The 24472-nt window shown below is 25.2% G+C and carries 23 protein-coding genes; 11 read left to right on the top strand and 12 right to left on the bottom strand.

Annotation, left to right across the window (positions count from 1 at the left end; translation table 11 throughout):
• The first annotated feature begins 43 nt into the window (after positions 1 to 43).
• Entirely contained in the window at positions 44 to 3181 is a 3138-nt protein-coding gene (locus ABLL_RS02615) for an EAL domain-containing protein (RefSeq protein ID WP_014473230.1), read from the top strand.
• Here the strand turns inward: ABLL_RS02615 and ABLL_RS02610 are convergent.
• Positions 3174 to 5108, bottom strand: a complete 1935-nt coding sequence (locus tag ABLL_RS02610; protein WP_014473229.1) for a cache domain-containing protein — start codon at positions 5106 to 5108, stop codon at positions 3174 to 3176. The genes ABLL_RS02615 and ABLL_RS02610 overlap by 8 nt on opposite strands.
• Before the next feature lie 44 nt (positions 5109 to 5152).
• Positions 5153 to 6013, bottom strand: coding sequence for a 1-aminocyclopropane-1-carboxylate deaminase (locus tag ABLL_RS02605; protein ID WP_014473228.1), 861 nt, complete (start codon positions 6011 to 6013; stop codon positions 5153 to 5155).
• A 37-nt stretch (positions 6014 to 6050) separates the two neighbouring features.
• On the opposite strand from ABLL_RS02605, the gene ABLL_RS02600 reads away from it, so the two are divergent.
• Both ABLL_RS02600 and ABLL_RS02595 read left to right on the top strand, forming a co-directional pair.
• Complete coding sequence (locus ABLL_RS02600) at positions 6051 to 6548, top strand: MotA/TolQ/ExbB proton channel family protein (protein WP_228712353.1); 498 nt, start codon at positions 6051 to 6053, stop codon at positions 6546 to 6548.
• Positions 6548 to 6940, top strand: a complete 393-nt coding sequence (locus tag ABLL_RS02595) for a biopolymer transporter ExbD (RefSeq protein ID WP_014473226.1) — start codon at positions 6548 to 6550, stop codon at positions 6938 to 6940. The genes ABLL_RS02600 and ABLL_RS02595 overlap by 1 nt, the downstream gene beginning before the upstream one ends.
• Here ABLL_RS02595 and ABLL_RS02590 read toward each other — a convergent pair whose 3' ends face one another.
• Together ABLL_RS02590 and ABLL_RS02585 are read right to left on the bottom strand one after the other, a co-directional pair.
• Positions 6941 to 7312, bottom strand: coding sequence for a DUF779 domain-containing protein (locus ABLL_RS02590; RefSeq protein WP_014473225.1), 372 nt, complete (start codon positions 7310 to 7312; stop codon positions 6941 to 6943). It lies immediately after the preceding gene.
• A 78-nt stretch (positions 7313 to 7390) separates the two neighbouring features.
• Complete coding sequence (locus ABLL_RS02585; RefSeq protein ID WP_014473224.1) at positions 7391 to 8887, bottom strand: aldehyde dehydrogenase family protein; 1497 nt, start codon at positions 8885 to 8887, stop codon at positions 7391 to 7393.
• Positions 8888 to 9087: 200 nt separating this feature from the next.
• Between ABLL_RS02585 and ABLL_RS02580 the strand changes: the two genes are divergently transcribed.
• A complete protein-coding gene (locus tag ABLL_RS02580) occupies positions 9088 to 10992 on the top strand; it encodes an FIST N-terminal domain-containing protein (RefSeq protein WP_041654631.1) in 1905 nt (634 codons plus the stop codon).
• Entirely contained in the window at positions 10989 to 11648 is a 660-nt protein-coding gene (locus ABLL_RS02575) for a response regulator transcription factor (RefSeq protein WP_014473222.1), read from the top strand. The genes ABLL_RS02580 and ABLL_RS02575 overlap by 4 nt, the downstream gene beginning before the upstream one ends.
• A gap of 30 nt (positions 11649 to 11678) precedes the next feature.
• Here the strand turns inward: ABLL_RS02575 and fbaA are convergent, their stop codons facing one another.
• Together fbaA and ABLL_RS02565 are read right to left on the bottom strand one after the other, a co-directional pair.
• Positions 11679 to 12746 (bottom strand): class II fructose-bisphosphate aldolase, encoded by a 1068-nt coding sequence (gene fbaA / locus ABLL_RS02570; protein ID WP_014473221.1) that lies wholly within the window; start codon positions 12744 to 12746, stop codon positions 11679 to 11681.
• A gap of 10 nt (positions 12747 to 12756) precedes the next feature.
• Positions 12757 to 13563, bottom strand: a complete 807-nt coding sequence (locus tag ABLL_RS02565) for a peptidyl-prolyl cis-trans isomerase (RefSeq protein ID WP_014473220.1) — start codon at positions 13561 to 13563, stop codon at positions 12757 to 12759.
• 216 nt (positions 13564 to 13779) lie between these two features.
• Here ABLL_RS02565 and hsrA point away from each other — a divergent pair, with 216 nt between their 5' ends.
• Positions 13780 to 14469 (top strand): homeostatic response regulator transcription factor HsrA, encoded by a 690-nt coding sequence (gene hsrA, locus ABLL_RS02560; RefSeq protein WP_014473219.1) that lies wholly within the window; start codon positions 13780 to 13782, stop codon positions 14467 to 14469.
• A gap of 15 nt (positions 14470 to 14484) precedes the next feature.
• A complete protein-coding gene (locus tag ABLL_RS02555) occupies positions 14485 to 15768 on the top strand; it encodes a HAMP domain-containing sensor histidine kinase (RefSeq protein ID WP_014473218.1) in 1284 nt (427 codons plus the stop codon).
• On the opposite strand, the gene ABLL_RS02550 is transcribed toward ABLL_RS02555, so the two are convergent.
• The 6 genes from ABLL_RS02550 to ABLL_RS02525 all read right to left on the bottom strand — a co-directional run bounded on the left by ABLL_RS02550 (position 15765) and on the right by ABLL_RS02525 (position 20147).
• A complete protein-coding gene (locus tag ABLL_RS02550) occupies positions 15765 to 16193 on the bottom strand; it encodes a CoA-binding protein (protein WP_014473217.1) in 429 nt (142 codons plus the stop codon). The genes ABLL_RS02555 and ABLL_RS02550 overlap by 4 nt on opposite strands.
• 69 nt (positions 16194 to 16262) lie before the next feature.
• Positions 16263 to 17309, bottom strand: coding sequence for a DHH family phosphoesterase (locus tag ABLL_RS02545; RefSeq protein ID WP_014473216.1), 1047 nt, complete (start codon positions 17307 to 17309; stop codon positions 16263 to 16265).
• Positions 17309 to 17707 carry an Rrf2 family transcriptional regulator gene (locus tag ABLL_RS02540; protein ID WP_014473215.1) on the bottom strand — a complete coding sequence of 133 codons (399 nt, stop codon included), beginning with the start codon at positions 17705 to 17707 and terminating at the stop codon, positions 17309 to 17311. The genes ABLL_RS02545 and ABLL_RS02540 overlap by 1 nt, the downstream gene beginning before the upstream one ends.
• A gap of 150 nt (positions 17708 to 17857) precedes the next feature.
• Positions 17858 to 18130, bottom strand: a complete 273-nt coding sequence (rpsO, locus tag ABLL_RS02535; RefSeq protein ID WP_014473214.1) for a 30S ribosomal protein S15 — start codon at positions 18128 to 18130, stop codon at positions 17858 to 17860.
• A gap of 108 nt (positions 18131 to 18238) precedes the next feature.
• Entirely contained in the window at positions 18239 to 19210 is a 972-nt protein-coding gene (gene moaA / locus ABLL_RS02530) for a GTP 3',8-cyclase MoaA (RefSeq protein ID WP_014473213.1), read from the bottom strand.
• Between the two features lie 19 nt (positions 19211 to 19229).
• Complete coding sequence (locus ABLL_RS02525) at positions 19230 to 20147, bottom strand: glycosyl transferase (RefSeq protein WP_014473212.1); 918 nt, start codon at positions 20145 to 20147, stop codon at positions 19230 to 19232.
• An 87-nt stretch (positions 20148 to 20234) separates the two neighbouring features.
• Between ABLL_RS02525 and ABLL_RS02520 the strand changes: the two genes are divergently transcribed.
• The 4 genes from ABLL_RS02520 to ABLL_RS02505 all read left to right on the top strand — a co-directional run bounded on the left by ABLL_RS02520 (position 20235) and on the right by ABLL_RS02505 (position 24450).
• Positions 20235 to 20900 carry a Crp/Fnr family transcriptional regulator gene (locus tag ABLL_RS02520; protein WP_014473211.1) on the top strand — a complete coding sequence of 222 codons (666 nt, stop codon included), beginning with the start codon at positions 20235 to 20237 and terminating at the stop codon, positions 20898 to 20900.
• Positions 20897 to 21904, top strand: coding sequence for a type IV pili methyl-accepting chemotaxis transducer N-terminal domain-containing protein (locus ABLL_RS02515; RefSeq protein WP_014473210.1), 1008 nt, complete (start codon positions 20897 to 20899; stop codon positions 21902 to 21904). Before ABLL_RS02520 ends, ABLL_RS02515 begins: the two co-directional genes overlap by 4 nt.
• 62 nt (positions 21905 to 21966) lie before the next feature.
• Positions 21967 to 22698, top strand: coding sequence for a uroporphyrinogen-III C-methyltransferase (gene cobA, locus ABLL_RS02510; RefSeq protein WP_014473209.1), 732 nt, complete (start codon positions 21967 to 21969; stop codon positions 22696 to 22698).
• Positions 22699 to 22827: 129 nt separating this feature from the next.
• Entirely contained in the window at positions 22828 to 24450 is a 1623-nt protein-coding gene (locus ABLL_RS02505; RefSeq protein WP_014473208.1) for an EAL domain-containing protein, read from the top strand.
• Positions 24451 to 24472 lie beyond the last annotated feature (22 nt).

Raw genomic sequence — 24472 nt, 5'->3', positions numbered from 1 at the left:
TTGATAAAATCTATTTTTAAAAACGATGTAAAATAGGAAAACAATGGGTTTAACTAAACTAATTTCTGAAATAAAAGATTCTATAAGTAAAGATGTTTCTTTACAAGAAATTTTAGATTCAATGATAAAAAATCGTACGAAACATTTTGTTTTACTTGATGGGCAAAAAGCTGTTGGAATTATAACTGAAAGAGATATTTTATTTTCATATGCAAAACATATTGATTTAAATTCAAAAGCAATTGATTTTGCAAATAAAGAACTAATTACAACTAAGTCAAATAGAAAAATAAACTATGTTTTAGGATTAATGCTAAATAATAAAATAAGAAGAATCATTGTTTTAGATAAAGAAAATAACTATTTAGGTTCTATTTTACAAGAAAATCTTATTTTTGAATTTGAACAAGATATATTTAAAACAAATATAAAAGCAAAAGATTTAATAAAAGACAAATCAAAAGCTTTTTTTGTACAAAAAGATGCCACTATTCAAACTACTTTAGACTTAATGAGCGAAAAGAATATAGGTTCAGCTTTAGTATTTGATAATCTTACTCCAATTGGAATATTAACAGAAAGTGATGTTATTAATCTTGCACAAAAACATATTGATACAACTTTAAATGTAGAAAACTTTAGTTACAAAAATTTAATAACTTTTGATAGTGAAGAGTCTTTATTTAGTATTGTAAATACAATGAGAAAAAAAGACATAAGAAGAGCTATAATTTTTGATAAAAATAGTTCTTCTTATTATGTAATTACTTCAAAAGAGATTCTGAATAATATAAAAGGGAACTACAATTTATTTTTAGAATCAAAATTAAAAGATGTTAAAAATACTTTTAATTCACTTAATGAAGCAGTTATTGAAGTTTTTGATAATGATGATGAACAAATAATATATTGGTTTAATCAAAAAGCAAATAAATTATTTGATATAAAAATTGATGAAGATATTACAACTTTAATTCCAAAAGCAAGATGGAATTTAATTTATGAAAAAATAAAAACAAATAATTTTAATGAAAAAGAGATTATTGAAATTGATAAAAATACCTTCCAATTAACTATAATATATAGCAAAATTTTAGAAAACTCTATAATAAAACTTCTTTTTACAAATATTTCAGAAATTACAGATGCAAATAAAAAAATAGAAACTAACTTTAAATATCTATATGAAGAAGTACCTTATCCTTATCAGTCACTAGACGCGAAAGGTTTAATCACTAATGTAAATAAAAAATGGCTAGAAATTACAGGTTATGATAAAAATGATGTAATAGGACAAAAGTTTGCATCTTTTACAGTTGAAAAACCTGAGATTCTACAAAATTTATTTTCAAAGTTTATGCAACATAAACATATTGAAAATATTATTCTAAGAATAAAAAAGAAAAATAACGAAATTATACTTGCGAGTTTTACAGGAAATATTTCAAATATAAATGGGGAAATTAGAACTCACTGTATTTTCAAAGATATAACTGAAGAAGAAAAAATCCAAAAGAAATTACAACTTTCTGATATAGTATTTGAAAATACAACTGAAGGTATTATTATCACAAATGAAAGAGGTGAAATAATTTCAGTAAATAGTGCGTTTAGTAAAATTACAGGTTATAGTTTTGAAGAGATAAAGGGACAAAATCCTAAAATTCTAAAATCTGGAAAACATAATATAGAATTTTATCAAATCCTTTGGGAAGAGTTAATAAAAAAAGGTGCTTGGAAAGGTGAAATTTGGAATAGAAAAAAAAGTGGTGAGATTTATCCTGAATGGCTGAATTTAAGTTTAGTAAAAGATTCTGAAGGAAATATTTTAAATTATGTAGCTTTATTTTCTGATATTACAAAAATAAAAAATTCAAATGCAAAAATAGAGTTTTTAGCACATCATGATCCACTAACAAATCTTCCAAATCGTCTATTATTAAAAGCGAGACTTATAAAATCAATAGAAAAAGCAAATGAATTAAAATATAGATTAGCAATCTTTTTTATTGATATTGATAACTTTAAATTGATAAATGATACTTATGGTCACTCAATTGGTGATAATATTATTTCACTTGTAGCAAATAGATTACAAAAAAATATAAGAAAAAATGATACAATTTCTAGAATTGGTGGAGATGAATTTATAATTGTAATTGAAGATGTTGATAATAAAGATATAGAAAAATTAGCAAAAAAAATTGTAAGTGATTTTAAAGAACCAATAAAAATGGAAGAGTATCTTTTTGATACAACAGTTAGTGTTGGTATCTCTATTTTTCCAAATAATGGTTTAAATGCAGAAGATTTAATAAAATATGCTGATACAGCTATGTATAGTGCAAAAAATGCAGGGAGAAATCAATATCAATTTTACAAAGAAGAAATGACAAGTGAAATTTTTGAAAAAATTATTATGAAACAAGAATTAACTGAGGCTTTAAAAAACAATGAATTTGAAGTATATTATCAACCACAAATTGATTTAAAAACAAACACAATTTTAGGAGCAGAAGCGCTTATTAGATGGAATCATAAAACATTAGGAGTTATTTCACCTGAAAATTTTATTCCTTATGCAGAAGAATCAAAACTAATCATTCCTATTGGTGAATTTGTACTAAAAAAAGCTTGCGAGTTTATAAAAAAATTAAATGACTTAAAACTTTTAGAAAATGGATTAATTGCTGTAAATATTTCAAATATTCAAATAAAATATAGTCAAGTTTTAAAAACTATCGTTAAAGAGTTAGAACATTCAAAATTAAATCCACAAAATTTAGAGATTGAATTAACAGAAAGTTATATCATGGAAGATGTTGAAGAGTCTTTATTAATTTTGGAAAATCTAAAAAATCTTGGTATAAAACTTGCTGTTGATGATTTTGGAAATGGTTATTCCTCTTTAAACTATTTAAAACAATTTCCAATTGATAAACTAAAAATTGATAAATCATTTATAGATGGGCTTCCTTCAAATAAAAAAGATGTTGCAATAGCAAGAACAATTATAGCTTTAGGAAATGGTTTAGGAATGAAAACCATTGCTGAGGGTGTAGAAACAGAAGAACAAAAAGAGTTTTTAAGAAAAGAAGGGTGTGATGAAATTCAAGGTTGGTTTTATTCAAAAGCTTTAAGAGAAGAGGATTTTATAAAGTTTATAAAAGAGTTTAAATAACTTTTTTTGCCTCTTCTGCTAAAAAGATTATCTCAAATACTGCGCCTTTATGCCCACTATTCTCATAAATATAATCTTCATTATATACTGATATTCTTCCTTTCATATGTTTTTCAATAATCTCTTTTGACATATAAAGCCCTATTCCTGTACCTTGAGATTTGAATTTTGTTGTAAAATATGGCTCGAAAACTTTTTCTAAAATATTTTCTGCTATTCCACCTGCATTATCTTTTATAAAAATTTTTACCCTATTTTCTTCTTTTCTAATATCAACAAAGATATATTTTTGATCTAACTCTGTTTTTTCAAATTCATCTTTTGCATTATTTAAAATATTTATTATTACTTGTAAAAATTCATTTTCAAAACCATAAATATAAACATCATTTAAATTTTTTATAAAGATTATATTTCTTAAATTAAATTGTATTTCTAACAAATCAAAAGCTTTTTGGAAAACCTTTTTGAGATTAAAATAATAAGCTTCTTTGTTTGGATTAAAATAATCTCTAAAATCATCTATTGTTTGAGACAAATATTTTGTGGTAGTTGTAATAGCATCCATTGAACGAAGAATCTCTTCTTTATTTATTTCTCCATATTGGTATTGAAGTTTTATTCCAGTTGAAAGAGTCGAAATAGAACTTAAAGGTTGTCTCCATTGATGAGCAATATTTTCTAACATTTCTCCCATTGCAGCCATTTTCGATTGTTGAGCTAACATACTATCTTTTTCTCTACTTTTTTTAATATAACTTAATACTTGTTGTTTATATTTATAAAATCTTCTTTCTAATCTTTTTGATATATAAAAAGATAAAAATAGAAATACTATAGTTATCAATCCACTAACAGTAAAAAGACTTAACAGATTATGTAAATAATTTTGTTTATATTCATATTGTTTAGTTTTTATTTGTTCTGCTAATTCATCAGTATAAAAACCAGTTGCAATTGCCCAATCCCAATCTTTAAATCCTTTAACAAAAGTGATTTTTTCAGAAGGAAGCTTTGTATCAGGCTTTATTGTTCCTACATATTTTAAAAAACCTTCACCTTTATTTGCCAAATTCATAATCTCTTTTGTAATCATAAATCCATTTGCGTCTTTTAGAGTTATTCTATTAACTCCAATATATGATTTTTCAATATGAGTTAAATAAACTCCTTTTTCATCTATTACAAAAATATATCCATTTTTAGAGTATTTTATACTGCTTATATATTCCAAAATCTCTTTTTTTATTTTTTCTTCAAAATCTTCTAAATACTCTCCTGTTCCTATATACCAATTGTATGGTTCAAAAACTTTATTGAAAGTAATTTTCTTATACTGTTTTAATTTATTAAAAGCTTCTGGTTTCTTCCAATAATATTCATTATAAGATTCTTTTTTTATTTTTAAATCATTGATTACATTTTCAATAAATTTAGAACCATAATTATCCTCAAAATCTAAAATACTTTTATTTTCAAACTGAGGATATAAAGGATGTAAAATTGACTTTCCTTCCATTGTATTTATATAAAAATAGCCTCGATTGTCATTAAACCTTAAAGCTTTTAAAGCATCTTTTATTCTTGTTTGTATTTGTTCAGCTGATTCTTTATCTTTATATTTTTCATAAATATATGTCATCATATTATGAATAGCTAAAACCCTACTTTTTATATCGTGTTTTAACTCTTTTTCACTATTCAATTTTTTATGAATAATATAGTCATAAATTTTATTTACTTCATCTTTTATAATATTTTGATTTCTTTTTAAATAGTCATTTTCTAAAGCTTTTAAATCAGATTTTAATGTAATATTTTTATCAATATACAATAAAGATATGATTATCATACAAACTAATGCGACTATAAAAATTGGTGTATATTTTATTAATTTTATAAGTTTTTTTTCTTTTTTTGTTAACATAAAAGATATATTATCTTTTTTTTCTTTAATATAAAAAAATTTATTTAAGAGTTATATTTATAGGTATATCTCTCTTTCATAGAGATATTTCCAAGTAGTCCACCTTGATGAATATATAAGAAGTTAAACTCATCTTTTTTATCAAAATTTTCTACATATTTTTCAAAACAAAGCCAACCTAAACTATCATAAAGTAAATCAAACTCAATATTTGTTTGCTTTAGCAACTCATTATGGATTTCATATAACTCTTTATAAAGTTTCCCAAAATGATATTTTTTCTCTTTTTTTAAAATTGTTGGAAAATTAGTTTTTTCAAGAGCTAAAAACTGTTTTTCTAAATATTCATCATCACCAACACAAGAACAAGTCAAAACTTCAAATGGAAGAAATTTTTGTAGATAAAGTGCCGTTGTTCCTGTGCCACTTGGTAAAAAAACTTTTAGATTTTTTATTTGATTTTCTTTTGCCCAAGTTTTTATCTCATTAGCTAAAATCTCTATTCCAAAAGATGCTTCACTTACAGCGCCACCTTCACTAATAAAAAGTTCATCATCTTTAAAAGTTTTTGGAACTTCAGCTTCTATAATATTCATTCCAAATTCTTTTGCAAATTTATAATTTCCAATTGGATTTTCTTTTAAATATGAAGCAATATGATCAACATAATAATCAAACTTCCAACCTTTGATTTTACACAATACAGAGAGTGAATACATTGCATTTGATTGGGCAGAACCAAAAGATATAACTTTTTTAATTTTTGGGAAATCATTTTTCAAAAAATAGTAAAACTTTCTAGCCTTATTTCCTGAAAAATCTTTGTGTAATAAATCATCTCTTTTTACAAAATATTTTTGATTATTAAAGCTTATTTGTTCAATTAAAGAATTTGTATAGTTCATAAAAAATTGTACCATCTATTAGCAAAATTTCTGTACAATGTCACAAAAAATTATTGAGGTCGTTATGGATTTAATGGGATACATTGATAAAGGTGGAATTATTGTTTATATTTTAATTGCTTTAAATGTGATTGGATTTACTATTATTTTATGGAAATTTTTTACACTTCCAAGAAAAAATGCAATTATTAGTCAAATTAAACATAGAGTTACAAAAGATTCTTCTCTTACATCTCAAATAGAATATGAAGTTAAAAAACTTGAATCTGGACTTACTATTATAAAAAATATAGCAACAGTTGCCCCACTTTTAGGACTTTTAGGAACTGTTATTGGAGTTTATAAATCTTTTGAAGCAATTACTCAAAATGGTTTAGGTGACCCAACAATCTTTTCAAATGGAATCGGGATTGCGTTGATTACGACAATCGCAGGTTTAATTGTAGCAATTCCTCATCAAATAGCTTATAATCATTTTATCTCTTTGATTGATTCAATTGAGTTAAAAGCTAAAAAAGAGCTAGCGAGCGAATAATGAAAAGACGTGAAGCTTTAGGCTTAGATTTAACTCCTGTTATTGATGTTGTTTTTATTTTACTTATCTTTTTTATAGTTACATCTGTATTTAAAAAAGAAGAATTAGCTTTAATTTTAGATTTACCTACATCAACTGCAAAAGAGATGGAAATAAAAGAAGAACAAGTTTTTATAGAACTTAATCAAAATAAGTTAGCAATTAAAGGGATAGAAGTATCTTTTGAATCACTTGAAGATAACTTAAAAGCAATAAAAAATAAAAATAAACCAGTTATTGTAAGAATTGATAAAAAAGTTGAGTATCAAAGGGTAGTAAAAGTTTTAGATTTACTTCAAAAATATGATTTAACAAATCTAGCTTTAGTTACAAATGAAGAAGGGAAGAAGTAATTATTTCTCTTCTTCTAAAAGTTGTTTATACTCTTCATCTGTAAAAATTCTTGATTTTGTAATAAACTGATAACCCAGATCTATCTCTAGAGAAAAAGAATTTCCAAAAGCAGCTTTTTCTTCTCTTACATCAATTGTAATAAAAGAGTGTTTGAAATATTCAAATTGGTCTTTATCTATAAAAAATTCACATCCACAAATTTCGCCTAATTTTACATTACGACTAGGAACATAAAAATCACCTTTTTCATAACACATAGGAGCTGTTCCATCACAACATCCACCACTTTGATTAAAAACCAATTCTCCATGTTCTTTTTTTAATCTTTCTATTACCTCAGCAGCAGCTGGTGTTACATCTAGTCTTTTCATTTTTTGTCCTTTTTAAAGCAAAAAAGCCCATAGAAAAAACTTCTATGGGCTTAATAATTTTATTGTAAAGCTAAAATCCTAGAAGAATCCTAATTTATTTTTGTTGTATGAAGTTAAAATATTTTTTGTATGTCTATAAGAATTTAACATCATCATATGTGTTTCTCTTCCGATTCCTGATTTTTTATATCCACCAAATGAAGCATGTGATGGATAGATATGATAACAATTTACCCAAACTCTTCCAGCTTCTATTCCACGACTGAATTTATGTAATTGATGTGCATCTCTTGACCAAACACCTGAACCTAATCCATAAATTGTATCATTTGCAATTGCTAATGCTTCTTCTTCATCTTTAAAAGTAGTAACAGCAAGAACTGGTCCAAAAATCTCTTCTTGGAAGATTCTCATTTTATTATGACCTTTAAATAATGTTGGTTGAATATAGAAACCATTTGGATTAGTTTCTGATTTGTAAACATCACCACCGATTAATAATTCTGCTCCTTCTTCTTTACCAATTTTAATATATTCCATAATTTTTTCTTTTTGGTTAAGTGAACATTGAGCACCCATCATACACTCAGTATCTAAAGGGTTTCCTAATTTAATAGCTTTAACTCTTTCAAGTACTCTTGCCATAAATGGTTCATAAATTGATTCTTGAATTAAAGCACGTGAAGGACAAGTACAAACTTCTCCACTATTAAATGCAAATAATACTAAACCTTCGATTGCTTTATCAAAAAATTCATCATCAGCATCCATGATTGATTCTAAGAAAATATTTGGTGATTTTCCACCTAACTCTAAAGTTGAAGGAATAATATTTTCAGTTGCATATTGCATAATTAATTGACCAGTTGTAGTTTCACCTGTAAATCCAACTTTTTTAACTAATTCATGAGTAGATAAATATTTACCAATTTTTCCACCTGCACCATTAATAATATTAATAACACCTTTTGGTAATACTGATTGAATTGTTTCCATTAATAATAAAATTGACATTGGAGTAGCACTTGCTGGTTTCATAACAACACAATTTCCAGCAGCAATTGCAGGAGCTAATTTCCATGCTGCCATTAATAATGGGAAATTCCAAGGAATAATTTGTGCAACAACACCATATGGTTCATGAATTTCTTGAGAAATTGTATTTTCATCTAAATCAGAAACTGTTCCTGACTCTGCTCTAATTACAGAAGCAAAATATCTAAAATGATCAACTACTAAAGGAACATCAGCATTTAAAGTTTCTCTAATTGCTTTTCCATTATCTAAAGTTTCAGCTATTGCTATATTTTCCAAATTTGCTTCTATTGCATCTGCAATTTTATTTAATAAAGTGCTTCTTTCAATAACTGATGTATGTTTAAATGATTGAAATGCTTTATTTGCAGCTAAAATAGCAGCTTCACAATCTTTTTCATTTGATCTTGGAATTTTTGTTAAAACTTCACCATCTACAGGAGAAATATTATCAAAATATTCACCACTAATTGGAGCTACCCATTCTCCACCAATGAAATTTTCGTATTGAGGTTTATATGTTGGTTTTGTATAAATCATTTTTATTCCTTTTAATTCAAATATTGAAGAAATATTTTTTCTCTTCAGATGGTAAAATTCTATCTTATGTTTATAGCCTAATTATAGCGATAGCATAGCATTAGCATAGCATTGATAATAATCGTGACAAATTACGATTTTATGGTTTATTTATTATTTTATTTATTTAATACTTTTTAAAAATTTGCTAAAATTTTCCTATGAAAACATACAACTATACGTTAAATGACTCTTCTTTGGAAATGTTGATTGATTTTCCTTCTTTTAAAAATAAAAAAAATTTATTAATTCAAATATTTTGTGGAAATAAAAAACACTATTTAGAAAATATAGTAAAAATAATAACAAAAAATTTACCTCAAGCTATTTGTATAGGTTCTTCAACAGATGGAGAAATAAATGAAGAAAACATTACTACATTAAATACTGTCATATCTATATCTGTTTTTGAAAAAACTACATTAAAAGCAATTTATGTAAAAAATGAAAACTCTTTTATAAATGGAGTTGAAATTGCAAAAGAACTATTTTCTGAGAAGACTAAACTTCTTATTACATTTACAGATGGGAAAAAAACAAATGGAGAAGAGTTTTTAAAAGGTATAAATTCTATAAATAATAAAATCATTGTTTGTGGAGGAATGGCAGGAGATAATGCAAATTTCAATCAAACTTTTATCTCTTATCAAGATAAAGTATTCACTTATGGTTGTGTTGGAGTTGTATTCGACTCAGACGTTTTACAAGTGAGAAATTCTTATAACTTTAATTGGTCAGAAATAGGTATAGTTCATACAATTGATGAAGTTGATAAAAATAGAGTTTATAAAATTTCAGGTTTAACACCTCTAGATTTTTATAAAAAATATTTAGGTTCTTATGTTGCTTCTTCACTTCCTGCAACAGGAATTGAATTTCCTTTAATTGTACAAAAAAATAATCTTCCTTTAGCAAGAGCTGTTATTTCAAAACATATCGATGGGAGTTTAAGCTTTGCTGGAAATTTAGAAAAAGGAGATATTGTAAAACTTGGATTTGGGAATATTGAACTTATTATGAATAATCCTATAGAATCACTATTTAAAGACCAACCTTTGGAAAATATTGAATCAATTTTCATATATTCATGTATGGCAAGAAGACGTTATATGCCTAATATGATTGATATTGAAATAAAACCTTTTTCTCAAATAGCTCCAACTTGTGGCTTTTTTACATATGGAGAATTTTTTCATTATCAAGAGAATAATCAGCTTTTAAATCAATCTTTAACATTAGTTGCCTTGAGTGAGAATTGTTCCAAAAAAAATTCAAAAAAACAGATAAAAATATCGCAAGCTCCTTTGAGTGAGCATGCAAGAAGTCTTGAAGCATTAACACATTTAATTCAACAATCTTCAAATGATTACAATAAACAATCAAAAAAACTAGAAGAAGGAAATATTTATTCTCAAAATTTAATAACTGCACAAAAAAGATTTTTAAAACATGCAGTACATGAAACAAATACACCACTATCAGTTATTATGGGAAATATAGAGATGTTTGAGATGGAATTTGGAAAAAACAAATATCTTTCAAATATTGAAGTTGCTATGAAAAATATCTTTAGTATATATGATGATTTAAGTTATCTAATAAAAAAAGATCAAGTAAATTCTGCAATTCATAAAATAAATATAGTTGATTTTGTAAGAAGTAGAATTGATTTTTTCACATCTTCGGCTTTAAAGTTTAAATCAAATTTTAAATTTCAAGCATTAAAAGATGAAATAAATATAAATTTTAATGAAATAAAACTTCAACGAATTGTTGATAATAATTTAACAAATGCTATAAAATATACTTTGCCAAATGAAACAATATTTGTAAAACTTTCTATTTTTAATAAAGAGTGTAATTTTACAATAGAAAGCAATTCAAAACAAATATTAAATCCGCAAGAAATTTTTGAAGAATATTATAGAGAACAAGTTTCACAAGAGGGATTTGGATTAGGATTAAATTTAGTAAAAAGAATTTGTAATGAAGAAAACGTAGGTATAAAACTTGAATCAGGTAAAGATTGGGCATCATTTACTTATACTTTTAAAGGAGTATTATGAAAATTTTATTAGTTGAAGATGATTTTATGTTAAATGAAATGATTACTGAATATTTAAATTCAACTGGTCATGCAATAATAAGTGCAAAAAATGGAGTAGAAGCATTAGAAATATTAGATTCTGAAAAATTTGATTTACTAATTTTAGATATTTCTCTTCCTGATATAGATGGATTTACAATATTAGAAAGATTACATGAGCAAAAATTAAATATTCCAACTATTTACATTTCTGCGTTAATTGATATTGAAGATATATCAAGAGCTTTTGATTTGGGCTGTTTTGATTATTTAAAAAAACCTTTTCATCTAAAAGAATTAACTTTAAGAATAAACAAAATTTTAAAAACAAGAATCGTCCCTCAAAAACATAAAAGATTATCTAATCAATATAGTTTTGATGCAGAAACTATAACTTTATATTTTAATAATGAACCACATATCCTACCTAAACGTCAACTTCAAATTATTGAACTTCTTGCACAAAATAGAAGTTTAGTTGTAAATTATGATATGTTTAGAACTTATGTTTGGAATGATGATTATATTGATAATGCAACAATAAGAGCAGAAGTTAATAGAGTAAAAACTGTATTAAAAGAAGATTTTATAAAAAATATAAGAGGAAGTGGATATATAATAGAAAGACCTAATTAAAATTATTTTAGAGGAAATTCCTCTAAAATATTAGTTTTTATTTAAAGCACAAAGATCAGAAAAAGCAACTTCTAGTCTAGCTATCATTGTTTCTTGACCAGCTCTTAAGAATTTTCTTGGGTCATAGTAGTTTTTATTTGGTTTATCTTCACCTTCTGGGTTACCAATTTGCCCTTGTAAATAATCATGGTATTTAGCTTCATAAGCTCTTACACCATCCCACATTGCCCATTGAGTATCAGTATCAATGTTCATTTTAATAACACCATAAGAGATAGCTTCTCTTATTTCACTTAAAAGTGAACCTGAACCACCATGGAAAACAAAATCAACTGGTTTATCAGAAGTTTTTAATTTATCTTGAATATATTTTTGTGAATTATCTAAGATTTTTGGACTTAAAACAACATTTCCTGGTTTGTATACACCATGAACATTTCCAAAAGATGCAGCAATTGTAAAATTATCTCCAACTTCTTTTAATTTTTCATAAGCATAACAAACTTCTTCTGGTTGTGTATAAAGTAAAGCATTATCAACATCACTGTTATCAACACCATCTTCTTCACCACCAGTAATTCCAAGTTCAATCTCTAACATCATATCAATTGCATTCATTTTTTTGAAATACTCAACACAAATTTCAATATTTTCTTCTAAACTTTCTTCACTTAAATCAAGCATATGAGAAGTAAACAATGGTCTTCCTGTTTTCTCAAAATGCTCACAGCCAGCTTCAATTAACCCATCAATCCAAGGTAAAAGTTTTTTTGCTGCATGGTCTGTATGTAAAATTACAGGTATTCCATAAGCTTTTGCCATAGTATGAACATGGTTTGCGCCACTAATTCCACCAAGAACTGCTGCATCTGAAGTTTTTAAACCTTTTCCCGCATAAAAACCAGCACCACCATTTGAGAATTGGATAATAACTGGTGAATTAACTTTTGCTGCTGCTTCTAAAACTGCATTTACTGAATCAGTTCCTACCACATTTACAGCTGGAATCGCAAAATTATTCTCTTTTGCATAAGCAAAAAGTTTTTTTGCTTCACTACCTGTTAAAACACCAGGTTTTACAACATTTAATACACCCAATTTAATCTCCTTATTTAATTACTATTTTTGCGTCTTTTCTTAATTCGTCTGTTAACTCTTTTACTTTTTTATTATAACTATTTCCTAATAAAATTTGAGAGATGTTACCTTCAACTTCATTATAAGCTAAAGCTTTTGAAGGAATTTTGTCTTTTAAATAAATTACATGATAACCAAATTGTGTTTTTGTTGGAACTTTAGAATATGTACCTTTTGACATTGCTTTTGCTGCACTTGAAAATTCTGGAACCATTTGATCTGCTGGGAATTTTCCTAAATACCCACCATTTTTGCCAGCTGGATCTTGTGATTTAGTTTTTGCTAATTCTTTAAATTTTTCTTCTTTATTTGAAGCTTTGTCTAATTGTTTGATTATATCAAAAGCCTCTTTTTCAGTTTTAACTAAAATATGACTTGCTTCTAAAGTTTCAGGCATTACAAATTTTGCTTTATTTTTTTCATAAAAATCTTTTTTCTCATCTTCTGTGAATTTGATTTTATCAATTTGATTTTTTTGCCAAACTTGGAAAGCTAAATCTTCTTTTATTTTATTTATTGTTTCAACATATTGTGGATCTTTTTCAATTCCATCTTTAATAGCTTTTTTAGCTAATAATTTTCTATTGATAATTTGCTCTAATACTTGTTTTTTAGCATTATCTGGTAATTTATCAAAATCTATTCTTGGATCTTGTAAAGCCATTGAGATATCTTGTTTAGTGATTTGTTCACCATCAACTGTAGCATAAAAATCAGCTGCATTTAAAGCAGAAACTAATGCAATTGAAGCAACGAAACTTGATACTATTTTTTTCATTTTATTCCTTGAAATTATATTTGCGACATTTTATCTTTTCATAGTTAATAAATAGTTGATTTTTTATAAATAAATGATAAGTTTATTAAACAAATTTTAAAAATTTTTACTGTATTTTGTAAATTTTAAAATTTAGCTTAAAAAGGCTTTAAATTTTCAAATATTTATGATACAATTCCGTCCAAATTTAAATTTAACTTAAATTTAAGGAATATTATGAGAATTTTGATTATTGAAGACGAAATTACACTAAACAGAACATTACAAGAAGGTCTAACTGACTTTGGTTATCAAGTGGATACTGCTGAAAACTATAAAGATGCAGAATATTTTATTGATATTAGAAATTATGATTTAGTATTAACTGATTGGATGTTACCAGATGGTGACGGAATTGAACTATGTAAAATAGTTAAAAATAGAAGTTCAAGAACTGCTGTTGTTATAATCTCAGCAAGAGATGATAAAGAATCTGAAATTGAAGCATTAAAATCTGGTGCTGATGATTTTATTAAAAAACCATTTGATTTTGATATTTTACTTGCAAGAATTGAAGCAAGATTAAGATTTGGTGGAACAAATGTAATCGAAATTGATGATTTAGTAATTAATCCTGATGAAGAAAAAATTGAATATGCAGGTGAAGAAATAGAGTTAAAAGGTAAACCATTTGAAGTTTTAACTCACCTTGCACGTCATAGAGATCAAATCGTTTCAAAAGAACAATTATTAGATGCAATCTGGGAAGAACCAGAACTTGTTACTCCAAATGTAATCGAAGTTGCAATTAATCAAATTAGACAAAAAATGGATAAACCATTAAACATCTCTACAATTGAAACTATTAGAAGAAGAGGTTATAGATTTTGTTATCCAAATGTAGCAGAAGATGTAAAACAAAAATAATTTCGGTATTTTAAGATGGAAAGCAGAAGTATTTATAGACAATTTTATAATAAATTGATTATAGCTACTTCTCTTTTTATTATTACACTTTCTTTTATTTTTTATGAATATGCAAGAAGTACAGTTTATGTTGATATTCAAGAAAATATGCTTAATCAAGCAAAACAAATTCAAAAAAATTATATTTCACCTGATAAATTTCAACCTGTAAAAACACAATTTCAATCTATTGATTTAGTAAAAAATTCTGAATTAGAGAAACTTAGATTTTCAAATTATCAATTAGGTGGGAAATATTATATAAAACTTCTTTATCCATTTGATCTAAAAAATGGTCTATTTTTACAAATTATAAAAAATATTAGTTTAGAGAGAGAACTTTTATATTCTGTAATTTTTAAAAATCTTTTTATCTTGGCCATACCTGGATTTATTTTGATGCTTTTATACTCTTTAGTAGTTTCAAAATCTCTATTAAAACCAATAATGCAAATTAATAAAAAACTATCTAATATGGATGAACACTCTTTATCTCAAATTGATACAAAAGATTTACCAATAGAATTTCACTCATTAGCAAACTCTATAAACTCTTTAACAAATAGAATAGGAACTTATGTAAAATTCAAAAAAGAGTTATTTATTGGTGCAGCGCATGAGCTTAAAACTCCACTTGCAGTTATGAAATTAAAAAATGAAGTAACTTTAAAGAAAAAAAGGGAAGTTGAACAATATGAAGAAGTTTTAAATTTATCTATTAAACAAATAGATGAGATGAATAAAATGATTTCTTCAATTTTAGATATTGGACGAACAGAAGGAGCACAATTTGAGCAAACAACAGATATTGATTTAGTAGAATATATTAAGAAAAAAGCAAATGATTATAGAATGTTAAGTGCACAAAAAAATATTATTATTACATTTTTCTCTAATATAAATCACTTAAGTACATCTATACAATTGACTCTATTTAATCAAATATTACAAAATTTTGTACAAAATGCAATCAAATTTACTCCAAATGAAAAAACTATTGCAATTAGACTTCGTAAAACAAAAGAGAAAATTATTTTAACTGTAACTGACGAAGGTATTGGAATCGATGAAAATATAGATTTTTTTGCTCCATTTAAAAGAATTGGAAACCAAAGTGGCGTAGGACTTGGACTATTCTTAGCAAAAAATGCGGCCGATGCATTAAGAGCTGAAATAACATTAAAAAATAGAGAAGATGGGAAAAGTGGTTGTGTTGCTAAATTAGTACTTAACAACACATTACCTAAAAATAGTATCTAAAATAAATTTCTATGTTCTATCTTTGTACATTTATTTTGCACAACTTTTAATCCAGCTTCTTTAGCTTTTAAAGCTGCTTCATTATTTACAAGTCCAAGTTGAAACCAAACTGTATCAACATCACCTCTTTGTATTGCTTCATCAACGATTGAAGATATTGCATCAGGTTTTCTAAAAATATCAACCATATCTATTTTAAAAGGTATTTCACTTATTGTTCTATAAACTTTTTCACCTAAAATTGTTTCTTCTTTAGGATAAACAGGCACTATTTTAAATCCAGCATTCTGTAAATAAACTGCTACCATATTTGATGCTTTATCAGAATCAGGAGAAAGTCCTGCTATTGCAATAGTTTTTGTATTTTTAAAAATATCTAAAATTTCTTCATTTTTTGAATTTACTGTTGGGAATTCACACTCCATTTTATATCCTTTATAATAAATTGTTCTATTATAAGTAAAATATATAAAAGAATGCTAAAAAAGTGTAAACTAAAGTTTATCCAGTTTTTTTTGTATATAAGTTTTAACTTCTGAATAATCTATTGTTTCTTTAAAATCATCAAATTTTCCACCACTTGCATTTACATGACCACCACCATTTGCAAGTTTTGCTGCAAGTAATGCTACATCAATTTTTCCATCTGCTCTAAAAGAAGCATTTCCTTTTTTATTTATATCAATAAAAAAATCATAATCTGGATTTGCTTTTAGAAAAGCATTTGCTGGAATAGAAATAGATCCTAAACAATATGTTAATAATCCTTTTTGTTCTTTATAAACAACTGTTAAATTCTCTTTTACATCATCTAAAGTTTTTACTAAATATGCTGCACTTAAATTATCTAAGGTATCATCTTTATCAGTTAGTTTTAAAAACTTTTTTTTCATAAAATGAACTTCATTATCAAGTTTTATATGACCATCAAATTCATCTAAAAATTTTGAAGCTTCTTTTAAAAGATAAAATTTAAATTCTCTATTTAAATCTGAAAATAAAATATTATTTATTTCTTTAACTTTTGTAATCATTGACATCAAAACTTTGCCAAATTCAAAATTTTTAGTTTCATGTTCAAGCCAAATATCAACTGCATTTATTGAATCAACTAAAGGTTTTAGCCAAGCACTTGTCAAACAGTCAAAACCTTCATACTCTTCAAACATGTAATCATATACTATTTTTGTTGCACATCTTTTATCATCTAAATAATACCAATAAAAATTTTCTGCACTTTTTTTGCCACTTACATGATGATCTAAAAGTTGAAGTTTGATTTGATAACCTTCTGTTGTAAGTTTATTTATCTCTAAATCCAAATCTGTTGATTCTTGAAAAGTTAAATTCAAATCACTTATTAGAAGAAGAATATTTTCATCTTTATAATTCTTTATTTCTTCCAAAGCTTTTTTTATTGTTAATTTTACTTCTAATCCATAATTTGCATTATAAAAGAATCCTTCTTTAAAAAATTCTTTTGTTATTAATTGGCATCCATATCCATCTAAATCCGTATGTGAAATATGAAATAGTTTCATTAAGCAATATCTTTTAAGGTTAATTTACTTAAAAAATCATTTACTTTAAATTGCAAATTATTTAATAAAGGCCAAATTGTACAAGACATTGCTTTTTGATTTGGACAACTTTGTAAAGATGGAGCACATTCAAACACCGTTGGCATTTTTTCTTCTGCTGCTTCAACTATTTCAAGTATTGTTATACTTTCCCAAGATTTTTTCAGTGTAAAACCACCATTTACTCCCCGTTGAGAAACTACTAATTCATATTTTGCTAAATTTTGCATAATTTTTGCTAAAAATGATTTTGATATATTTAAATCTTTTGATAATACATCTACATTCTTTGGTTCATCACTTTTTGCAATTGCGATTAAAGAAAGTAGTGCATATTCACTTTTTTTTGTTAATAACATATTATAATTTTCCAATTTTTTTATAATTTATGTATATTTTACTTGAACTATTATTAAGATTCGTTATTATAATCAATTAATTGGTTTATTTAATCAAAAAAAAAGGGTTGTAGCAACGACTACAACCCTTTTTAAGAAATTAGAGATAATTTATTTAGCTCTGATTCCTAAAGAAGCTACTAATTCAGTAAATCTAGCATAATCATTTCTTTTTAAGTATGCTAATAATCTTTTTCTTTTTCCAACCATTTTTAAAAGACCTAATCTTGAAGAGTGATCTTTTTTGAAAACTTTTAAGTGTTCTGTTAAAATTTTAATTTGCTCTGTTAATAATGCAATTTGAACTTCTGAAGAACCTGTATCTCCATCTTTTTTTCCATATTTTGCAATAATAGCTGCTTTTACTTCCTGATCTAAAGCCATGTTGACCTCCTAATAGGTATATTTAAATTATTCATTTACAATAAAATGAGTCGCAATTTTATAAAAAAAATACTTTATTTTTACTTTATTCTTAAAAAAAAATTTATTTTATCCACCAGTTTGATAAAATGCTCTACTTGATGTCTCATTATCACCTGTTGTCGACCATTTATTTTTTTCAGGTTTGTTTTGTAAAACTTTTTTTAATATCTCAACTGCTTCATCAATTCTATTATTTTGAACAGCATCTTTTATACTCATTGCATCTTCAAAATACAAACATGGTATTAAATACCCCTCAGAAGTTAATCTAATTCTATTACATGCTGCACAAAAATCATCTTTATGAGGTTCAATTATTCCAAATTGATAACCATCTTCAAATTCGTAGTATTGAGCAGGAGAACTTGTATCTCTTGGTATCATCTTAAAATTTGGATATTTTTTTGAAATAATTGCTTTTAGTTCATCAGAATTTAATCCTTTTACTCCATCTTTTGCATGATGATTTTCCATAAATTCAATAAATCTAACTACATAACCTTTAGCTCTACAAAACTCTAAAACTTCAATAATATCTTTATCATTTATCCCTTTTAAAGGAACACAATTTATTTTTATTTTTAAACCTACTTCATCAGCAGCTTTAATTCCCTCTAAAACATTAGATAAGACATCTTTTTGTGCCATTTTAGCAACAGTTGATGAATCTAAAGAATCAAGAGAAATATTAATTCTTTTTAATCCAGCATCTTTTAATTTTTGTGCTGCTTTTGCTAATAAAAAACCATTTGTTGTTAAAGCTAAATCAATATCATTTTTATAATCAAAAACCATTTTTATAAAAATATCAAGACCTTCTCGTAAAAGTGGTTCACCACCTGTAATTCTAACTTTTTTTATTCCTTCATCAATTGAAACTTTTATAAATTTAAATAAATCTTCATAAGATAAAAGATTCTCTTTAGGAACCCAAGAAAAAGGTTTTTCTGGCATACAATATTGACATCTAAAATTACATCTTTCAGTTACAGAAACTCTTAGATAATCAACCGTTCTTCCAAATCCATCTATTAACATTTTTTACCTTTTATTAAACCTAGTTTAATCTTTGCCATGCTTCTTTTAAAGAAGCAACTCTATTTGAAAATAAAAGATATAAAGCAACATTAAATTTAGCAAGTTTTAAAATTTCATCATCCGGATTTTTTACAATATTTAAAGATTCTTCAAGAGTTATATTCTCAAACTCTTTAGAGTAATTAACTCCAAAATCTTTTAAAGAAAAACTCTCTTCAATTATTTGATTATTTTTTAGTTTCCAAAATTTTCCATCTTTAAATACTTCTGGACTTCCTTCACTTGCTTTAACAACAACAACTTCTTCAAAATATGGAGCAAAAATTTCTAAATATTTTTGTACATAAGGTTTATGAAAAGCTGTTGTTACTCCATATTCACTAAAAGCTGGATTCAAAAGTTTTTCAACTGTATTAAATGCTGTTCTTAAACCCAATTCGTGTCGTAAAGGAGTAATATCACTTAACTCTTTTAAGTATTCTACCCTATCAAAAAAATGTATGTATTGACCTTTGTCAATATTTTGAAAAATTTCTTTTGTTGTAATTCCCACTTTTGCTGGTTGTAAATAATCCCCTGAAATTACCAAATCTAATCTTTTCACATCACTATTTTTTTTATAAAACTCATCTAAAATATTTTCAAATAGAGGAAATAAAAAAGGATTTTCACATCTTCCGTCAAATGAATATCCAAGTTCTATTGAATTTTCAACTCTTTTAAATTTCATAAATTTTCTTAAAGCTTCTACTGCTCCACTTAGCTCTTCATTTGTTTCAAGTTTAGTTCTCCAACCAATTAGAAATGCTCCAATTTGAGCAGGAGTTACTCTATTTTCTAATATAGATTCTATTGCATCAAAAATTTCATCTTTTGATAAATTTCTATTTCCTTTTACACCTGTTCCAACAGCTTTTATGTATTTCTTAAAATTCATTATATACCTTATTATATAGCACTTTTATTAATATTTTTACAAGCATAATATACAATAGCTTAAATAAAACCAATTGTAAGGCTTGATTTGATTTTAATAGAAACAATAAAAAAAATAGACTTTTTTAATACTTTAAATGAAGAACAATTAAATATAATTGCATCTTTTTCTAATGTTTCAAAATATGAAAGTAAATCAATTTTGTTTTATGAAAGTGATATTAAAAATCATCTACTTTTTTTAGTTGATGGATTAATAAAAATATATAAAGTTGATAAATTTGGAAATGAGATATTTTTATATCATATTTATAAAAATTCAATGATTAGTGAATTATCCTCTATGAAATCAAATGATATTTACTGTTTTTCAAATGCTGAATTTGTTGAAAACTCAACTATTTTATCAGTAAATTTTGAGAAATTACAAGAATATTTTTTATCGAAAAATATTTTAACAACAGAATTAATGGAAATTTTACTTGATAAAACACATCAATTACAATGTATTGTAAATAGAGAATTAGTATTTGACGCAACAGCAAAAGTTGCATTTATGTTAAATCAAGATTTGGAAATGTTTAATAAATTAAAAAGACAAGAAGTTTCATTTATGTTACATATTCAACCTGAAACGTTGTCAAGAGTTTTAAAAAGATTATCAAGAGATGAGATAATAAGTATTGATAATGGTGAAGTTATAATAGAAAATCAAAATGAACTAATCTGTATCTTCAAAGGAGTTGGAGTATGAAAAACAATAAAATAAGTACGAAAATAAAATCTCTGGGCATTTTATTTTTTATTTTAATGGCAAGTATAATTGCTACAACAATTTATTTAAACGACAAAAGTAAAAAAGATGCTTTAATTATAAATATTGCTGGAAAACAAAGAATGTTAACTCAAAATATTTCAAAAAATATTTTTTATTTGTATCAACATAAAGAGAGTTCTTTTATAGAATTAGAAAATTCAACAACAGAATTTATCTATAATTTAAATTCTCTAAAAGATGGAAATAATCTTTTAGGTATAAAAAAAGCTCCAACAGAAGAGATAGCAAGTCAATTATCAAAAGTTGAGATTTTATGGAAAAGTTTTTTTCAAAACATAATCAAATTTAAAGATTTAATCAACAAAAAAGATGAATCTTCTGAAATTTTATTAAAAAATATTGTAAATTCAATTTATACAACAAACACTATTTTATTAAAAGAAGTGGATACTTTAGTTTCAATGTATACAAATTATAGTGAAGAAAAAAGCAATTATTTAAAATATGTTCAATATTTCTTTGCTTCACTTATTGTTTTATTAATTATTTATAGTTTTTTGCAGTTAAAAGCGATGGAAGATAATGTAAAAAAATTTTTAGAAGAGTCTAAAAAAATAGTTGAACAAAATCCTACTAAACCTTTAACTCCAATAAAAATTGAGGCAGAAAATGAAATTATTGAAGCAACTCAAACAATAAATCACTTTATTGATAAAATTAATTCTGTTATGAGTTATTCCACAAATGCAATTGAACAATCAAAAAATGCTTCCTTAAAACTTGATGAATTGACAGATGAGTTTGATAATATAATTTATGAATTAACTAATTCAGCTGATATTTCAAAACAGTTAAATAGAAGTGAAGATATTGTTATTCAATCGCAAGAATATCTGATAAATTCAACAAAAAGATTGCAAGAATTAAAAAATGAATTGGGTAAAATTCTAAAATCTTGTGATACTAAAATTTCATCTTAAAAGCTTTAATCTATTTTAGATATAATTCATTTAAATAATATATATAAGGAATATTAATTATTATGCCCAAAGTTTATCTAACAGGAGCGGGTCCTGGAGATGTTGAATTACTTACTTTAAAAGCTCTAAAAGTTATAGAAAATGCTGATGTATTAATTTATGATAGATTAGTTAACCCAGAAATTCTAAAAATGGTAAAAAAATCTTGCGATTTAATTTATGTTGGAAAAGAAGATAAAAAACATACTCTTCCTCAAGAAGAGATAAATGAACTTATTTATCAAGCTTCATTAAAATATGAAAATGTTGTAAGACTAAAAGGTGGAGATCCTTTTGTTTTTGGTAGGGGTGGAGAAGAAGCTCTTTATTTACAAGAAAGAGATATAAAATTTGAAATTATTCCTGGTATTAGTTCTGCTATTGCTGTTCCTGCATATGCTGGGATTCCTGTAACTCACAGAGGATTAACAACATCTTTTAGAGTTGTAACAGGTCATGAAAATCCTAAAAAGAAAATATCTCAAATTGAATGGGAAACTTTTTTAAATGATGAAACTATTGTGTTTTTAATGGGTTATCATAATATTGAATTAATCTCTTCAAAACTTATCTCTTTAGGAAAAAGAAAAGATTATCCCTGTGCAGTTATTTCAAAAGGTACAACAAAAGAACAAAAAGTCATAGTTGGAACATTAGAAAATATTGTAGAAAAATCTAAAAATTTACCAACTCCTGCAATGATTGTTATAGGAGAAGTTGTAAATTTAAAAGAAAAAATTCAATGGTTTAACTAAACAATTCCAAAATAATATTAATTTAATTTATATAATGTTTATTAAATAACGTTTTTAAGGCATTACTTATGAATCTTAGATAAAATATAATTAAATAGTAATTTTTGTTTTTGAACATAAGGAAATTTTATGAATGAGTCTCTTCAACCTGAAAATTTTTTAAAATTAATTTCAAAATATTTACCTGATATGTTGTGGGCAAAAGATTTAGATGGAAATTATTTATATGCAAATGATTGTATTTGTAAAAATTTGTTAATGGCCGATCCAAAAGAAGTTATTGGAAAAAATGATGTTTTTTTTGCAAAAAGAGAAAGAGAAAAACATCCTGAAAATAAACAATGGCATACATTTGGTGAACTTTGTTCTAATTCTGATTTAATAGTTTTAGATGAGATGAAGCCTATGATTTTTGAAGAATTTGGAAATATAAAAGGTGAACTTGTTTATTTAGAAGTTCATAAAGCTCCTCTTCATGATGAAACTGGAAAATTAATAGGTACAATTGGAAGTGGAAGAGATATTACAGCTCAAGTTATGTTAAAAAAGAAAAATAAAAAACTTGTATATTATGATCAATTAACTTCTTTACCAAATAGACAAAAAATTCTTTCTGATATTTTAGAAAAAACTCCAACTGCTTGTGCAATTTTTAATATAGATGAATTTAAAGAAGTAAATGATTTTTTTGGAACTACAAATGCTGACAAAATTCTTCAAGAAATTGCTGACTGGTTTTTAAAACTTGACTTTACAACATATAGAATAGATGGTGATGAATTTGCAATTTTATATTATGAAGATATTCCTATTGATAAAATAAAACATAATATTGAAAATATTTTATCACTTTTTGAAGAAGAAATGTTTCATATAGAAGAAGAGCATATTCATATTCGATTTTCTGTTGGAATTGCAAAAGAAAAAGAAAATTTATTAACAAAAACAGATATCGCTGTTCATTATGCAAAAGAAAACAAAATAAAAATTGCAGTTTATGAAGAAAATGCAAATATTGAAAAGAAATATAAACAAAATATTGCAATTGCAACTTCAATTAGAGAAGCTTTGATTGATAATAGAATTGTTTGTTATTACCAACCTATTATGAATTTAGAAACTCTAAAAATTGATAAATATGAAACACTTGTTAGAATGATTGATAAAAATAATGAAATTATTCCTCCTCTAGATTTTCTAAATATTGCAAAAAAAACAAAACTTTATTCTCATATTACAAAAGAAGTTATACATCAAGCGTGTAATACTTTTAAAAATAGTGATAAAAGTTTTTCTATAAATTTGTCAATTGATGATATAAAAGATTCAAGCACAGTTCAAGAGATAATAAAAACCATAATAAAAACAAAAACATCAAATCGCATAATTTTTGAAATTTTAGAATCAGAAGGTATCGAAAATTATGATGAAGTTGTTAATTTTATAACTCAAATAAAATCTATTGGTGCAAAAATTGCTATTGATGATTTTGGAACAGGATATTCAAATTTTGAACATATCTTAAAACTAAATGTTGACTATATAAAAATTGATGGTTCATTAATAAAAAATATTGATAAAAATGAAAAACATCGAATTATTGTAGAAACAATTGTAGATTTTGCTAAAAAAGTAGAAGCAAAAACTGTTGCAGAATTTGTTTTTGATGAGAATATATTTAACATTGTAAAAAAAATTGGTGTTAATTTTTCACAAGGTTATTACACAGGAAAACCTTCAAGTTCTATCTAAATAGGATACTTTTTATCTTAAT

This window comes from Arcobacter sp. L, from assembly GCF_000284235.1.
Taxonomy (GTDB): domain Bacteria; phylum Campylobacterota; class Campylobacteria; order Campylobacterales; family Arcobacteraceae; genus Aliarcobacter; species Aliarcobacter defluvii.
The sequence above is the reverse complement of the archived record's forward strand: the minus strand, read 5'-3'. Positions and strand labels throughout refer to the sequence as shown.

What these genes read in the sequence shown, in the direction of transcription:
- ABLL_RS02615 (WP_014473230.1), top strand. Translation starts at nt 44, where the DNA reads ATGGGTTTAACTAAACTAATTTCTGAAATAAAAGATTCTATAAGTAAA.
- ABLL_RS02610 (WP_014473229.1), bottom strand. Translation starts at nt 5,108, where the DNA reads ATGTTAACAAAAAAAGAAAAAAAACTTATAAAATTAATAAAATATACA.
- ABLL_RS02605 (WP_014473228.1), bottom strand. Translation starts at nt 6,013, where the DNA reads ATGAACTATACAAATTCTTTAATTGAACAAATAAGCTTTAATAATCAA.
- ABLL_RS02600 (WP_228712353.1), top strand. Translation starts at nt 6,051, where the DNA reads ATGTCACAAAAAATTATTGAGGTCGTTATGGATTTAATGGGATACATT.
- ABLL_RS02595 (WP_014473226.1), top strand. Translation starts at nt 6,548, where the DNA reads ATGAAAAGACGTGAAGCTTTAGGCTTAGATTTAACTCCTGTTATTGAT.
- ABLL_RS02590 (WP_014473225.1), bottom strand. Translation starts at nt 7,312, where the DNA reads ATGAAAAGACTAGATGTAACACCAGCTGCTGCTGAGGTAATAGAAAGA.
- ABLL_RS02585 (WP_014473224.1), bottom strand. Translation starts at nt 8,887, where the DNA reads ATGATTTATACAAAACCAACATATAAACCTCAATACGAAAATTTCATT.
- ABLL_RS02580 (WP_041654631.1), top strand. Translation starts at nt 9,088, where the DNA reads ATGAAAACATACAACTATACGTTAAATGACTCTTCTTTGGAAATGTTG.
- ABLL_RS02575 (WP_014473222.1), top strand. Translation starts at nt 10,989, where the DNA reads ATGAAAATTTTATTAGTTGAAGATGATTTTATGTTAAATGAAATGATT.
- ABLL_RS02565 (WP_014473220.1), bottom strand. Translation starts at nt 13,563, where the DNA reads ATGAAAAAAATAGTATCAAGTTTCGTTGCTTCAATTGCATTAGTTTCT.
- hsrA (WP_014473219.1), top strand. Translation starts at nt 13,780, where the DNA reads ATGAGAATTTTGATTATTGAAGACGAAATTACACTAAACAGAACATTA.
- ABLL_RS02555 (WP_014473218.1), top strand. Translation starts at nt 14,485, where the DNA reads ATGGAAAGCAGAAGTATTTATAGACAATTTTATAATAAATTGATTATA.
- ABLL_RS02550 (WP_014473217.1), bottom strand. Translation starts at nt 16,193, where the DNA reads ATGGAGTGTGAATTCCCAACAGTAAATTCAAAAAATGAAGAAATTTTA.
- ABLL_RS02545 (WP_014473216.1), bottom strand. Translation starts at nt 17,309, where the DNA reads ATGAAACTATTTCATATTTCACATACGGATTTAGATGGATATGGATGC.
- ABLL_RS02540 (WP_014473215.1), bottom strand. Translation starts at nt 17,707, where the DNA reads ATGTTATTAACAAAAAAAAGTGAATATGCACTACTTTCTTTAATCGCA.
- rpsO (WP_014473214.1), bottom strand. Translation starts at nt 18,130, where the DNA reads ATGGCTTTAGATCAGGAAGTAAAAGCAGCTATTATTGCAAAATATGGA.
- moaA (WP_014473213.1), bottom strand. Translation starts at nt 19,210, where the DNA reads ATGTTAATAGATGGATTTGGAAGAACGGTTGATTATCTAAGAGTTTCT.
- ABLL_RS02525 (WP_014473212.1), bottom strand. Translation starts at nt 20,147, where the DNA reads ATGAATTTTAAGAAATACATAAAAGCTGTTGGAACAGGTGTAAAAGGA.
- ABLL_RS02515 (WP_014473210.1), top strand. Translation starts at nt 20,897, where the DNA reads ATGAAAAACAATAAAATAAGTACGAAAATAAAATCTCTGGGCATTTTA.
- cobA (WP_014473209.1), top strand. Translation starts at nt 21,967, where the DNA reads ATGCCCAAAGTTTATCTAACAGGAGCGGGTCCTGGAGATGTTGAATTA.
- ABLL_RS02505 (WP_014473208.1), top strand. Translation starts at nt 22,828, where the DNA reads ATGAATGAGTCTCTTCAACCTGAAAATTTTTTAAAATTAATTTCAAAA.